This is a genomic window from Streptomyces sp. IBSNAI002, assembly GCF_052244475.1.
Lineage (GTDB): Bacteria > Actinomycetota > Actinomycetes > Streptomycetales > Streptomycetaceae > Streptomyces.
This window is the reverse complement of record NZ_JBQPXG010000002.1, coordinates 7,317,935-7,331,878: the sequence shown is the minus strand read 5'-3', so window position 1 is coordinate 7,331,878 and position 13,944 is coordinate 7,317,935. Positions and strand designations below refer to the sequence as shown.

At 75.5% G+C, this 13,944-nt stretch carries 8 protein-coding genes; 5 read left to right on the top strand and 3 right to left on the bottom strand.

The window, feature by feature from the left end:
* The first annotated feature begins 84 nt into the window (after positions 1-84).
* From ACTVZO_RS34210 to ACTVZO_RS34190, 5 genes are read left to right on the top strand one after another with little or no spacing between them, the layout of a single operon-like run.
* Entirely contained in the window at positions 85-3,711 is a 3,627-nt protein-coding gene (locus tag ACTVZO_RS34210) for a WGR and DUF4132 domain-containing protein (RefSeq protein WP_443302014.1), read from the top strand.
* Positions 3,708-4,868, top strand: coding sequence for an ATP-binding protein (locus ACTVZO_RS34205; protein ID WP_443302013.1), 1,161 nt, complete (start codon positions 3,708-3,710; stop codon positions 4,866-4,868). The genes ACTVZO_RS34210 and ACTVZO_RS34205 overlap by 4 nt, the downstream gene beginning before the upstream one ends.
* A 12-nt stretch (positions 4,869-4,880) precedes the next feature.
* Positions 4,881-7,232 carry a DUF5682 family protein gene (locus ACTVZO_RS34200; protein ID WP_443302012.1) on the top strand — a complete coding sequence of 784 codons (2,352 nt, stop codon included), beginning with the start codon at positions 4,881-4,883 and terminating at the stop codon, positions 7,230-7,232.
* The gene (locus tag ACTVZO_RS34195; protein WP_443302011.1) at positions 7,229-8,398 is read left to right on the top strand and encodes a VWA domain-containing protein; all 1,170 of its coding nucleotides are present in this window, start codon (positions 7,229-7,231) and stop codon (positions 8,396-8,398) included. Before ACTVZO_RS34200 ends, ACTVZO_RS34195 begins: the two co-directional genes overlap by 4 nt.
* Positions 8,395-10,527, top strand: a complete 2,133-nt coding sequence (locus tag ACTVZO_RS34190) for a hypothetical protein (protein ID WP_443302010.1) — start codon at positions 8,395-8,397, stop codon at positions 10,525-10,527. Before ACTVZO_RS34195 ends, ACTVZO_RS34190 begins: the two co-directional genes overlap by 4 nt.
* A 22-nt stretch (positions 10,528-10,549) precedes the next feature.
* On the opposite strand, the gene ACTVZO_RS34185 is transcribed toward ACTVZO_RS34190, so the two are convergent.
* Genes ACTVZO_RS34185 through ACTVZO_RS34175 form a run of 3 tightly spaced genes read right to left on the bottom strand, consistent with a single transcriptional unit; the run spans position 10,550 to position 13,929 of the window.
* A complete protein-coding gene (locus ACTVZO_RS34185) occupies positions 10,550-11,977 on the bottom strand; it encodes a dihydrolipoyl dehydrogenase family protein (protein WP_443302009.1) in 1,428 nt (475 codons plus the stop codon).
* A gap of 40 nt (positions 11,978-12,017) precedes the next feature.
* Positions 12,018-12,464, bottom strand: coding sequence for a thioredoxin family protein (locus ACTVZO_RS34180; RefSeq protein ID WP_443302008.1), 447 nt, complete (start codon positions 12,462-12,464; stop codon positions 12,018-12,020).
* A gap of 25 nt (positions 12,465-12,489) precedes the next feature.
* Entirely contained in the window at positions 12,490-13,929 is a 1,440-nt protein-coding gene (locus ACTVZO_RS34175; RefSeq protein ID WP_443302007.1) for an aldehyde dehydrogenase family protein, read from the bottom strand.
* Positions 13,930-13,944: the final 15 nt, after the last annotated feature.

The window sequence follows — 13,944 nt, the reverse complement described above, 5'->3', positions numbered from 1 at the left end:
GTCTCCTTGTTCTCCAGCCGGGTCGTTGTCAGAGGGGCCGTCTACTGTTCGGTCATCTGATCACGCACGAAAAGGGGAGGCAGCGTGCGGCGCTGGGAGTACGTCGACGGAGGCTCTGCCAAGTTCTGGGAGGCAGCGGCGGAGGGCACCTCGGTGACCGTCCGCTTCGGCCGCACCGGGACCGTCGGCCAGACACGGGTCAAGGAGTTCGGCTCCGCCGCTGACGCCCAGTCGCACCTGGTCAAGGCCATGGCCGAGAAGGAACGCAAGGGCTATGCGGAGGTCGCGCAGGCCGGGGCAGCGGCGCTGCCGGCCGTTCCCGCCGCTGTGGGCCCGGCCGTCGCCGAGGTGCCCGCAGCTCCCGCAGTGCCCGCCGACGAGGACACGTTCACCCTGCCCGAGGAGTGGAAGCGGAACCTGTATCCGCGACGCGGCGGGGTGCCCTGTGACGTGCCGGCGGTCGAGGCCGACGCACTGCGGGCACTGCGCGAGTCTCTCGAGCGGAGTGCCGAGACGGTCGAGCGCGTGCTCTCCTCCCCGCAGAGCGACCCCGCTCTCGTCGAGGCCGCCCGGGCCCACCGGTCCGGCAGCCCCAGCCCGCTGGGCGCGGCGGTCCTCGCGGAGCTGCAGACCGGCGGCTCCCCGGCCCCGAGCGTCGTGGACGCCTGGGCCGCCGAATTCGGCCTGCCCTTCGCCGCGCGCGCGGCGGCCGAGATGCAGGAGATCCACGCCGAGTGGGCGTCGCCGTCCCCGGGCGACCGGAGCCGGAAGGAAGCGGTCGTGATGACCGCGGACCCCGACGTGCACCACCGCGGCACCTGGGGCAGGATGGCCGCCCGCCACCCTCTGGCGCGCATCCGGGCCCTGCTGTCCGTGGCCGACGAGGAAACGTACCGGGCCGCCGTCGCCGGTCTCGCGACCGCCCGGCGGACGCCGCGCCAGCAGATCACCGCGTGCTTCATCGCCCCCGCCGAGCAGGAGTGGGTGGAGGAGTGCTGCGCCGATCCGGCCCTGCGCGCGCACCCCGACCGGGCGGTGCGCGAGATGCTGCTGTGCTCGCTCGGGTCGCCCGGGCAGGCCGCCCTGTTCGACGACCGGGGGGACCTGGGCTGGACCGTCCGCAACGCGGCCGTCGTGCCGACCGTCGCGGAAGGCATCGGCGTGGCGATGGCCCCGCTGGCCGCCGGCGAGCTGAACCGCCACTACATCGACACCGACGACACCAAGGCGATCGCGGCGGCCCTCGTCGAGCTGCCCTCCGACGAGGCCTTCGGCTTCCTCGTGGAGCGGCTCGACGACAAGTACGTCCGGATCGCCGTGGCCGCCGCCGCCCGCCGGTACCCGGTCCGGGCGCTGCGGCTGCTCGCGAAGGCGGCCGGCGGCGCCGGCCCCACCGCCTCGATGGCGGGTCAGCTGCTGGTCACGCACGTCGCCGCCCACCGGGAGCTCGTGCTCGGGCTGCTGGCGGACCTGCCCGAGGAGCTCGCCGCGCGCGTCGGTCCCCTCGCACGGCAGGAGGGCCGGGTGGCGGAGGTTCCCGAGGAGACGCTGCCCCCGCTGCTGACCAGCCCGCCGTGGACCCGCAAGCGGACGGTGGCCACGCCACGGACGGTCGGCGGGCTGGCGGCGCCGGAAGAGCCGCGGACGCGGTGGCGGACCGGCGAGCGGGAGGCGTGGGCCGCCACCGAGTCCTGGGTCACCACCTGGGAGCCGTACCACCCGATGGAGACCTACGTCGAGCACCTGCGCCAGGGCATGCGGCGCCGCCAGTGGGACGCGCTGGCGGTGTTCGTCAAGGGGCCCGAGGAGCAGGTGCGTCCGCTGCTCGCGGGCTGGCAGGGCACCGAGTACACCTACGAGGGCCTGAGCTCCTTCAAACCGCTCGTCGCCCGCCACGAACTGGCCGCGCTGCCCGTGGCCGTGAGCATGGCGACCCGCAATCCGAAGGTGATGGCACCGCTCCTCCTCCCCTTCCTCGACGCGGGCGTGGCACGGCTGATGGCCGGGTGGCTGGTACGGCTCAAGGCGGCGGGTGAGACGGCGCGTTCCTGGTTCGTCCGGCACGGCGCGGGCGCGGCCCGGCTGCTCGTACCCGACGCGCTCGGCGCGCCCGGGGCGGAGCGGACCGCCGCCGAGCAGGCCCTGTCCGTGATCGTGGCGGCGCACGGCGCCGACGCGGTGCGCCGGGTGGCCGCCGAGTACGGCCCGGAGGCAGCCGAGGCCCTGGAGCCGCTGCTGACCGCCGATCCGCTCGCGGCCGCGCTGCCCGCCCGCATGCCCAAGGTGGCCGGCTGGGCCGCTCCGCAGGCGCTGCCGCAGATCCTGCTGCGGTCCGGCGGGGCGCTGCCCGCCGTGGCGACCTCGTACGTGCTGACCATGCTGGCGGTGTCCACGCCGAGCGCGGAGTTCCCCGGGCTGGCCCAGGTGCGCGACCTGTGCACGCCGCAGTCCCTGGCCGCCTTCGGGTGGGCGCTGTTCACGGAATGGCAGCTCGCCGGGATGCCGCCCAAGGAGGCGTGGGCGCTGCACGCGCTCGGCAGGTTCGGCGACGACGGGACCGTCCGGGCCCTGACCCCGGTGATCCGGGCCTGGCCCGGCGAGGGCGCGCACCACCGGGCGGTGGACGGCCTCGAGGTGCTGGCGGCGATCGGCACCGATGTCGCCCTGCTGCACCTGCACGGGATCGCGCAGCGCGTGAAGTTCAAGGCGCTGAAGCTGCGCGCGCGGGAGAAGATCGCCGAGGTCGCGGCCGGGCTGGGGCTCACCGGTGAGCAGCTGTCGGACCGTCTGGTGCCGGACCTCGGTCTGGACGCGGACGGCAGCACCGTCATCGACTACGGCACGCGCCGCTTCACGGTCGGCTTCGACGAGCAGCTGAGGCCGTACGTGCTCGGCGAGGACGGCCGACGCCTGAAGGACCTGCCGAAGCCCGGCACCCGGGACGACGCGGAGCTCGCCGTCGCCGAGCGCAAGCGGTTCACGGCGCTGAAGAAGGACGTCCGGACGATCGCCTCGGACCAGGTGCGGCGCCTGGAGGCCGCGATGGTGGACGGGCGCTCGTGGACGGCCGCCGAGTTCCGCCGGCTGTTCGTGGAGCATCCGCTGGTGTGGCACCTGGTGCGGCGCCTGGTCTGGCGGGCCGAACAGGAGGGCGGGGTGACCGCGTTCCGCGTGGCGGAGGACCGCACGTACGCCGACGCCGAGGACGAGACGGTCACGTTCGCCGACGACGCGGGGATCACCCTGGCCCACCCGCTGGACCTGGACGGTGCGCTCGCCGGCTGGTCCGAGCTGTTCGCGGACTACGAGATCCTCCAGCCGTTCCCGCAGCTGGGCCGGCCGGTGCTGGCGGTGACCGAGGAGGAGGCCGCCGACTCGCGCCTCACCCGCTTCGAGGGGATCACCGTGCCGGTCGGCAGGCTGCTCGCGCTGCAGAAGCGCGGCTGGGAGCGCGGCGAGCCCCAGGACGCGGGGGTGGAGCGGTGGTTCTCCCGACGGCTGGGCCCCGAGCGCTATCTGGTGATCGGGCTCGACGAGGGCATCGCGGTCGGGATGATCGGCGAGTTCCCGGACCAGAAGCTGGAGACCGTCTGGCTCGACACGCGGCCCTGCGACTACTGGAGGTCCCGCACCTATCCGCTGAAGTTCGGCGACCTGTCCCCGGTGCTCGTCTCCGAGGTGCTGGCCGACCTGACGGAGCTGACCTCGTGACGACCACGAACCTGACGACCACGAACACGACCACGACCACGACCACCAGCGTCCCGGCCCCGGCCCCGGCCGCCGAGGAGTTGCAGCGGCCGCCCGCCGAGGTCCGCTACGCCGCGGAGCTCGCCGCCCTGCGCGCCGGCGACACCGATCACCGGCCGCCGGGCTGGCAGCTCAGCCTGCGGGCCGCCCGCCGGTTCATCGTCGGGGACGAGGAGGCGGGCATCGGCCGCAAGTTCGTCGGTGACACGGCCCTGGTCGAGCGGGCCCTGGTGGCGCTGGCCACCAACCGGGGCCTGATGCTGGTGGGTGAGCCCGGTACGGCCAAGTCGCTGCTGTCGGAGCTGATCTCGGCGGCCGTCAGCGGGGACTCCACACTGATCGTCCAGGGCGGGGCGGCGACCACCGAGGACCAGATCAAGTACTCCTGGAACTACGCCCTGCTCGTCTCCGAGGGCCCGTCGCAGCGCTCGCTGGTACCGGCCCCCATGCTGAGCGGGATGCGGGAGGGACGGCTCGTCCGGTTCGAGGAGATCACCCGCTGCCCGCTGGAGGTGCAGGACTCCCTCCTGTCGCTGCTGTCCGAGCGGGTCGTGGCCGTCCCGGAGCTGGAGGGCCCGGACGGGATGGTGTTCGCCCGCCAGGGCTTCAACGTGATCGCGACGGCGAACACCCGCGACCGCGGGGTCAACGAGATGAGCGCCGCGCTGAAGCGGCGGTTCAACTACGAGACCGTCTTCCCCATCTCCGACCTGGACATCGAGATCGCCCTGGTGGAGACCGAGGCCAAGGCCCTGCTCCGGCGCTCGGGCGTGACCGCGGCGCCGGATCCGGAGGTGCTGGAGGTGCTCGTCACCACGTTCCGGGAGCTGCGCTCCGGAGTCGGCGGCCACGGCGCCGGCACCGACCGGCTCTCCTCCGTGATGAGCACGGCCGAGGCCGTGTCGGTCGCCCACGCGGTGGGCGTACGGGGCTGGTTCCTGCGCGGCGAGCCGGGCAACGCTGCCGACCTGGTCACCTGCCTGGCCGGTACGGCGGCCAAGGACAGCCCGGAGGACCTGGCGCGGCTGCGCCGCTACCTCGAACAGCGGGCGGCCCAGCGGGGCGGGGCGCAGTGGCAGGCCCTGCACGCGTCGCGCCACCTGCTGGCGGGCCGGTGAGCCGGTGATGCGATGACCGCGACCTTCCTCGGCGTACGGCACCACTCCCCCGCGTGCGCCGGCCTGGTGGCCCGCACCATCGAGCAGCTGCGGCCGGCGTACGTGCTGGTCGAGGGCCCCGCCGACCTGAACGGCCGCCTCGACGAGCTGCTGCTGGGCCATGAGCTGCCGATCGCCGTGTTCAGCCACTACCGGGACGCGGAGCGCACCGCCACGTCCTGGGCTCCGCTGTGCGCGTACTCGCCGGAGTGGGTCGCTCTGACGGCGGGCCGGGCCGCGGGCGCGGAGGTGCGTTTCATCGACCTGCCCGCCTGGCACCCGGCGTTCGCCGGACGCAGCAACCGGTACGCGGACGCCGAGGCCCGCTACGCCGAGGCGACGGACCGGCTGTGCCGTCGGTTCCACGTCGACTCCGTCGACGCGCTCTGGGACCGGATGTTCGAGTCCGGGCCCGGGCCCGGGCTCGGCTCCGGCTCCGGCTCCGGCTCCGGGGACGACGGGCTCGCGGCCCGGCTGGAGGCGTACTTCGACGTGGTGCGCGGCGACTCGGTCGCGGACGACGGCGACCGGGCGCGGGAGCGGTACATGGCCGACTGGGTGCGGGCCGCCGTGGCCGCGGCCGGTGAGCGCCCGGTCCTCGTGGTCACGGGCGGCTTCCACCGGCCCGCGCTGGTCGCCCTGAGCACGGCCCCCGCGTCCGGCGACGCGGATGACGGCACGGGTGACGGCTGGCCGTCCGTGCCCGCGCCGCCCGAGGGATCCGTCGGCGGCAGTTTCCTCGTGCCGTACTCCTTCCGGCAGCTCGACGCCTTCGCCGGCTACCAGTCCGGCATGCCCTCGCCCGCCTACTACCAGGAACTGTGGGAGGCGGGTCCCGAGGCCGCCGGCGAAGCCCTGGTACGGGCCGTGGCCGGGCGGCTGCGCGGGCGCGGCCGGCCGGTCTCCACGGCCGGGCTGATCGCGGCCCGGAGCACCGCCCTGGGCCTGGCCGCCCTGCGCGGCCACCGGACGCCGAACCGCCTCGACCTGCTGGACGGACTCGCCGCGGCGCTGATCACCGACGCCCTCGACGAACCACTGCCGTGGACCCGTCGCGGCCCGCTGCGTCCCGGAGCCCATCCGGTCGTCGTGGAGATGGTCGCCGCGTGCGGCGGCGACCGCGTCGGGCGGCTGCACCCCGGCACGCCCCTGCCCCCGCTCGTGCACGACGTCGAGGCCCGGCTGGCCGCGCTGGATCTGGCACCCGGCGACGGCCGCCCCGTCACGCTGCGCCTGACCGACCCGGCGGACCTGGACCGCAGCCGGGTACTGCACCGGCTGCGCGTACTGGACGTACCCGGCTTCACCCGGGTGAGCGGCCCCGCGCACGGCACCGACCCCGTGTTCACCGAGAGCTGGGAAGCCGGTCCGGCCGCGGGCCGGGAGGCCGCGCTCATCGAGGCGGGCGGGTTCGGCGCGACCCTGGACGAGGCCGCGGCCGTCGCCCTCGGCGACCGGATGCGCGCCGCGGGCGCCGAGCCCGACGCGCTGGCCGCCGTCCTGTTCGACGCCGTGGTCTGCGGTGCCACGCGGCTGTCCGCCCGCCTGGTCGCGGAGCTCGCGTCCGGGCTCGGGCGGGCCGGCGCGCTCGGACCGCTGGGCGAGGCCCTGCACACGGCACTAGGACTGTGGCGGCACGACCGGGTGTACGGCGTGGCCCGCGACCGGCTGCTCGGCGCCGCCGTCGACACGGCGGTCGGCCGCGCCCTGTGGCTCGCCGAGGGCATCCAGGGCACGGGCTCGGGTCCGGATCACGGCCGGCTGCGCGCCCTGGGCGCCGTACGGGACGCGGTGCTGCACGCCGCGGAGCTGCTGTCGGTGTCCCGGGGGACGGTCGCCGGGGTGTGCCGCCGGATCAGCGCGGATCCCGCCGCCCCCGCCGACCTGCGCGGCGCGGCCTTCGGGCTGCGCCGCGTGCTGGGCGACACCGGCGGCCTCGACGCGGCCGCCGCGGTCCGCGCGGCAGCGGATCCCGCGACGCTCGGCGACTGGCTGGCGGGCCTGTTCGCCCTCGCCCGTACGGAACTGACCTCGGGCGGCGGCGGACCCGAGCCGCTGATCGGCGTACTCGACGAACTGGTCCGGGACATGTCCGAGACGGACTTCCTGGCGGGTCTGCCGGCCCTGCGGCAGGCGTTCGCGTACTTCCCGCCCCGCGAGCGCGAGCGGATCGCCGCCCGACTGATCGAACGGCGCGGCCTGCGCGGCTCGGCCCGGACGCTGCTGCGCGTCACCGCCGACCCGCTGCTGATCGCGCGCGCCCGGAAGCTGGAGAACCACGTGGAACGCACGCTCGACCTCTACGGCCTGCGGACCGCCCCGTGACCGCCCCCGGCCCGCACCCCTCCGCCGTCCCCGACCCCGGCCTGGAGCGGTGGCGGCTGATCCTGGGCGCCCCCGCCGAACGGTGCACCGGCCCGCTCGGCGCCGACGGCGCCGCCCGCGACACCGCCCTGGAGTGGCTGTACGGCCGCGACCCCGAGCAGGCCCGGCGCGGTGTCCGTGCCGGTACGAACGCCCGGGCGAGCCGCGAGGGCGGCGACGGGACCTCGGCGGTCACGGCGGTCGACTGGCTCGACGACATCCACCGGCTCTTCCCCAAGGAGACGATCGAACGGCTGGAGCGGGACGCCGTCGAGCTCTACGAGATCCACGAGATCGTCACCGACCCGGCCGTGCTGGAGCGCGTGGAGCCCGATCCGGCCCTGCTGCGCGCCGTGCTGCGCACCAAGCACCTGATGAACCCGGAGGTGCTGCGGCTGGCCCGGCGGATCGTGGAGACGGTGGTGCGCCGCCTCCTCGACCGGCTGAAGCCCGAGATCCGGCGCTCCTTCACCGGTACCCGCTCGCGCCGTCCCAGCCGGCTGCCCTCGGCCCGCGACTTCGACTTCCGCGGCACCGTCCGCGCCAACCTGGCCCACTACCGGCCCGCCGAGCGGCGGATCCTGATCGAGCGGCCGCGCTTCCACTCGCGCACCCGCCCCCACCTGGAGCAGTGGCAGCTGATCCTGCTGGTGGACCAGTCCGGTTCCATGGTCGACTCGGTCATCCACTCCGCCGTCACGGCCGCGTGCCTGTGGGGGCTGCCGGGCCTGAAGACCCATCTGGTCGCCTTCGACACCAGCGTGGTGGACCTGACCGACGATGTCCGCGACCCGGTCGAGCTGCTCGTGGGCGTCCAGCTCGGCGGTGGCACCGACATCGCGAGGGCGGTCGACTACGGCACCGGGCTGATCGACAACCCGCGCCGCGCCATCGTCGCGCTGATCACCGACTTCCACGAGGGCGGCGACGCGTACCGGCTGGTGCGCGCCGTACGCGCGCTGGCCGAACAGGGCACGACCGTACTGGGACTCGCCGCGCTCGACGAGGACGCGAACCCGGCATACGACCGGGGGACGGCGCAGCGGCTGGCCGACGTCGGCGCGCACGTCGGCGCGATGACGCCAGGTCAGCTCGCCGAGTTCGTCGCGGAGAGGCTGGGCCGGTGACGGGGGAGGCCGCGACGGCCCGGCCCGACCTGCTGGCCCTCGACTCCGGCACCCTGATCGCGCTCGCCAACCGGGGGCTGGTCAAGCGCGCCACGAAGGAACTGGACGCGGGAGCCGGGGCGGTGGTGTCCGTGGACGGGGAGGAGGACGGGCACGGGCACGGGCACGGGCGAGGTACGCTCCGCGGCCGGTTCCCGGACGGCACGGAGGTTTCGCTGCCGCCGGGCGCGGGCCTCGACCGGGGCTCGTGCACCTGCGGTGCGCCCGGGATCTGCCGGCACCTGATCGGCCTGGTCCTCGCCTGCCGGCGGGCAGCCGCCGAGGTCTCCGGCACCCCGGCCGACGGCGGTACCGGTGCCGGTACCGGTGCCAGTGCCGGTACCGGTGCCGGTGCCGGTGCCGGTGCTCCGGACGGCTCCGCGTGGGAGCCGTGGTCCCCCGGCGGTCTCGACGACGAGGCGCTGAGCGCCGCCGTCGGAGCGCGGGCCGTCACCGGCGCCCGGCGCGCCCTCGCCCGCGGCTACACGGCCCGGCTGCACCACCCCACGGCCACGGCGCCCGCCGCCTGGGCCGAACTGCCCACCTGTACGGTGCGGTTCCCCGTCCCGGCAGCGGACGGCATCGGACTCGCGGTCACCGACGCCGCCGACGCCCGGCGCGGGGAGGCCATCGCCCTCGCCGTCTGGGCGTTCCGTGCCGCCGTCGAGGCCGACCCGGCCGATCCGCCCGCCCAGGTAGACGTGGGAGGCAGCGGCGAGCGGCGCGCGGGCGAAGGGCGGGCGCGCACCGCCACGTCGCCGGAGCTGGGCACCGCGGCCGCCCTCCTCGACGACCTGCTGCTGGACGGCGCGGTGCACGCCGGTCCGGTGCTGGCGACGGCCCTGCGCCGGTCGCGGGACGAGTTGTCCGCGCGGTCCCTGCACTGGCCGGCCGGAACACTGGCCGACCTGATCGAGCAGCTCGACGACCACGCGGCCCGCGGCGCCCGCTACCGGGCCGAGCGGTACGCCGCCCTGGTCACCGAGTTCCACGCCCGTCTGCGCGCGGCCGGCCACACCACGCGGCTCTCCGCGTCGCAGATCCTGGGCTCCGGAGAGCGCGGCGACACGCCTCTGCGCCGGGTGCGCCTGACGGCGCTCGGCTGCCGGATCAGCGGTACCCCGCAGGACCGGACCGCCGAGGTGTTCCTCGCCCACGACAACGCCCGGACCGGCCTGGTGCTGCGCCGCAGGTGGAGCCTCGCGCCGGGCCAGGAACCGACGGGGCCCGAGCTGGCGGCCCGGCGCGTGGCGGGGGCTCCGCTGGGGGCGCTGGCCCGCGCCAACCTGGTGAGCGAGAGCGCCTCCCGTACGCCCGGTCTGTCCGTCACCATCGGGGCCGGCCGGGTGGCGTCCACGAGCGTGACCCCGGTCGGCTCGGCGTGGTCCGGCCTCCCCGAGCCGGTGCTGCTGAGGGACTTCGCCGCCCACGCCCGGGCGCTGGACCGGCTGCCGCCGTACCTGGTGCGGCCCCGGACCGAGGCCGGCTCCGTGCACGTGGTCGAGGTCCGCGAAGTCGTTGAGCTGGGCTACGATCCGGCCGAGCAGCGGCTGGAGGCGACCGTACGGGACTCCGGGGGCGCCGTGGCGACGGTCAGCGCGACGCACAACCCGTACAGTCCCGGCGCGCTGGACGTGCTCGCCGCGTGCCTGGACGGCAGCCGGGGCGAGGTCCGCTTCCTGAGCGCGTTCGTCCGGGTGACGGGGGGCGGGCTGGTCCTCGATCCGATCGCCGTCATGACGGCCGGGGGCGTGACCGTACCGGACCTGAGTCCCGCGGCCGGCTCCCGGCTCGCGGCGAACCTGCTCCCGCGTCCGCGCGATCCGATCGCCCAGGCGCTGGAGGGCGCGCTGGCCGCGCTGGCCGTGGCGGCCGAGCTCGGCCTGCGCGACCTCGGGGAGGGTGCGCGCACCGGCCTCGAGGAGGCCGCGACCGGCCTGTCGCGCACGGGCCTCTCGGTCGCGGCGGGGCTGGTACGGGCCTTCCTCGGCACGCTGCGCGAGGAGGGCCCGGCCGCGGCGGTCCGGGCGTGGGTGGACGCGCAGATCCACCTGCTGTCCGCGCTGGAGCTGCACGCCCGTGCCACCTGAGCCGGGCGCCGTCGCGGACCGGTTACCCCCGGTACGTCTCCAGCAGCCGGAGCCAGATCTCGCTGATCGTGGGGAACGCGGGGACCGCGTGCCACAGCCGTTCGAGGGGGACCTCGCCCGCGACGGCGACGGTGGCCGCGTGCAGCAGCTCGGCGGCGCCCGGGCCGACGAAGGTGGCGCCGAGCAGGATCCCGCGGTCCAGGTCGACGACCATCCGCGCCCGGCCGCGGTAGCCGTCGGCGTAGAGCCCGGCGCCCGAGACCTTGGACAGGTCGTAGTCCACGGCGCGCACCCGGTGGCCGGCCCGTTCGGCCTCGGCCAGGCCGAGGCCCACCGCGGCGGCCTCCGGATCGGTGAAGACCACCTGGGGGACGGCCCTAGTGTCGGCGGTCGCGACGTGCGCGCCCCAGGGTCCGGTGTCGAGCGGGACGCCCGCCGCCCGGGCGGCGATGGCGGCTCCCGCGATCCGGGCCTGGTACTTGCCCTGGTGGGTCAGGAGCGCGCGGTGGTTGACGTCCCCGACGGCGTACAGCCAGTCGTGCCCGGGCACCCGGCAGCTGTCGTCGACCCCGATCCACTGGCCCGCGGACAGCCCGACGGTGTCCAGCCCGATGTCCTCGGTCCGCGGTGCCCGGCCCGTCGCCACCAGCAGCTCGTCGGCCTCCAGGAGCTCGCCGCCCTCCAGCACCACGGTGACGGGGCCGGTGGAGCCGTCCCGTACGACGGCCTCGACGGCCACGCCGGTACGGACCACCGCGCCCGCCTCGCGCAGCGCGTCGGCGACGAGCTCGCCCGCGAAGGGCTCCATGCGCGGCAGCAGCCCCGAGCCGCGCACGAGTACGGTGACCTGCGATCCGAGGCCCTGCCATGCCGTGGCCATCTCCGCGGCCACCACCGAGCCGCCGACGATGAGCAGGCGGCCCGGCGCCGCCGGTGCCGAGGTCGCCTCACGGCTGGTCCAGGGTCCGGCCCCGGCCATCCCGGGCACGTCGGGGATGACGGCGCGGGTCCCGGTGGCGACCACCACCGCGTGGCGGGCGGACAGCACGTGGTGCTCGCCCTCGGGGCTGGTGACGGCGACCTTGCGGACCCCGTAGAGCCGTCCGTGACCCCGGTAGACGTCGGCGCCGATCGAGTCGAGCCAGTCGATCTGGCCGTCGTCCTTCCAGTTCCCGGTCCAGTAGTCGCGGTGCGCGAGCACCGCCGCCGTGTCCAGCGGACCCTCGGCGGCGCCCGCCAGCCCCGGCACCCGCCGGGCGTCGGCACGGGCGAGCACCGGGCGCAGCAGTGCCTTGCTCGGGACGCACGCCCAGTACGAGCACTCCCCGCCCACGAGCTCGCTCTCGACCAGAGCGGTGCTCAGTCCTGCGGCACGGGTCCGGTCGGCGACGTTCTCGCCGGCCGGTCCCCCGCCGAGCACCACCACGTCGTACTCCACGGCATCAGTCATACGGGCCAGTGTCACCGCCCGCCGGGGCGGCGTCACGCAATCAGGCCCCCGGCGTGCCGGTTTCCCCCGCGCCCTGCTCCGCGGCGATCTTGGCGCGCACCTCGTCCATGTCCAGGGCGCGGGCCTGTGCGATGAGGTCGGTCAGCGCGGCCTCCGGCAGGGCGCCGGGCTGGGCGAAGATGGCCACCTGGTCCCGGATGATCATGAGGGTGGGGATGGAGCTGATCTGGAACGCTCCGGCCAGTTCCTGCTGCGCCTCGGTGTCCACCTTGGCGAAGACCAGGTCGGAATTGGCCTCCGAGGCCTTCTCGTAGACCGGGGCGAACTGCAGGCACGGCCGGCACCAGCCCGCCCAGAAGTCGATCAGCACGAACGGGTTCTCGCTGACCGTCTGGTCGAAGTTTTCCTTGGTGAGCTCGACTGTAGCCACGGTGTCCTGACCTCCTGATTGAGCGTTCTGCTCGTTGAACCAACGACGTGTCCGCATCATTCCGTTCCCGGCCTGACGGCTCCTAGAACGGATGCCCCGCGGGAGTGGAGCGGGTGGTGGTCCAGCGCAGCTCGGTGAAGGCGTCCAGATTGGCCTCGCCGCCGAACCGGGCCCCGGTGCCGGAGGCGCCGACCCCGCCGAACGGGGCGACGGCCTCGTCGTTGACCGTCTGGTCGTTGACGTGCGCGATCCCGGTCGGGATCCGGCCGGCCAGGTCCAGCCCGCGCGCCGCGTCACGGGTGACGATCCCGAGGGAGAGCCCGTAGGGGCCGGCCGAGGCGAGCTCCACGGCCTCGTCCTCCGTCGCGAAGGACCGTACGGGCGCGACGGGGCCGAAGACCTCCTCGGCGTAGGCGGGGGTGTCGTCCCCGACGCCCGCGAGCACGGTCGGCCGGTAGAACAGGTCCCGGTGGGTGCCGCCCGCGACCAGCTTGGCACCCTGTGCGGTGCTGGCCTCCACCAGGGCGTGGACGCGCTCGACCTGGCCGCGGTCGATCAGCGGGCCCAGGTGGACCTGCTCGCGGTACGGGTCCCCCACCGCGAGGGCCTCGGCGCGTACGGCGAGCCGCTCCACGTACTCGTCGTACAGCGAGGCGTGCACGAGGTGGCGGCCGGCGGTCATGCAGATCTGGCCCTGGTGGAAGAAGGACCCCCAGGACGCCTGGGCCACGGCGGCCTCGACGTCCGCGTCGCGGAGCACGACGAGGGCCGAGTTGCCGCCCAACTCCAGGTGGGCACGCTTGAGGTGACGGCCCGCCAGTTCACCGACGGAGCGGCCGGTGGCAGTGGATCCGGTGAACGACACGATCCGGACCCGGGGGTCGGCGACGACCGCGGCGCCCGTCTCGGCGCCGCCCGGCAGGACGTGCAGCAGGCCGCCGGGCAGGCCCGCGGCGGCGAGGACGGCGGCGAGCGCGAGGCCGCCGCAGACGGCGGTGCGCCGGTCCGGCTTGAGCAGCACGGCGTTGCCGAGGGCCAGCGCGGGCGCCACCGAGCGGATCGACAGGATCAGCGGGGCGTTGAACGGGGCGACGACCCCGACCACCCCGGCCGGCACCCGGCGGGTGAACGAGAGCCGGGGCGCCTCGCTCGGCAGCACCTGCCCGGTCGGGCGGGAGGCCAGCGCGGCGGCCTCATAGCACTCCTGCGCGGCGACGTGCAGCTCGAAATCGGCCTTGCCGGGTATCGACCCGGACTCCCGCACCAGCCATTCCCGCAGCTCTTCGGCGTGCGTGGTGAACAGGTCCCCGGCGCGGCGCAGCACGGCCGCCCGCTCCGGGTGGGTGGCGCGCGCCCATCCGGCCTGCGCGGCCCGCGCCCGTACGGCCGCTTCCGCGACGTCGGCGGGCGCGGCCAGCGTGATGGTGGCGAGGGTGCGGCCGGTGGCGGGTTCGACGACCGGTGCGTCGCCGCCGGTGAGGGTGGGTCCGTCCTGCCAGAACGTCGGATCGAGGAGCGGCATGGCGCGGTGCCTCCG

Excerpts from the sequence above, each read along its gene's own strand:
- ACTVZO_RS34185 (WP_443302009.1), bottom strand. The coding sequence starts at position 11,977 with ATGACTGATGCCGTGGAGTACGACGTGGTGGTGCTCGGCGGGGGACCG.
- ACTVZO_RS34180 (WP_443302008.1), bottom strand. The coding sequence starts at position 12,464 with ATGCGGACACGTCGTTGGTTCAACGAGCAGAACGCTCAATCAGGAGGT.
- ACTVZO_RS34175 (WP_443302007.1), bottom strand. The coding sequence starts at position 13,929 with ATGCCGCTCCTCGATCCGACGTTCTGGCAGGACGGACCCACCCTCACC.
- ACTVZO_RS34200 (WP_443302012.1), top strand. The coding sequence starts at position 4,881 with ATGACCGCGACCTTCCTCGGCGTACGGCACCACTCCCCCGCGTGCGCC.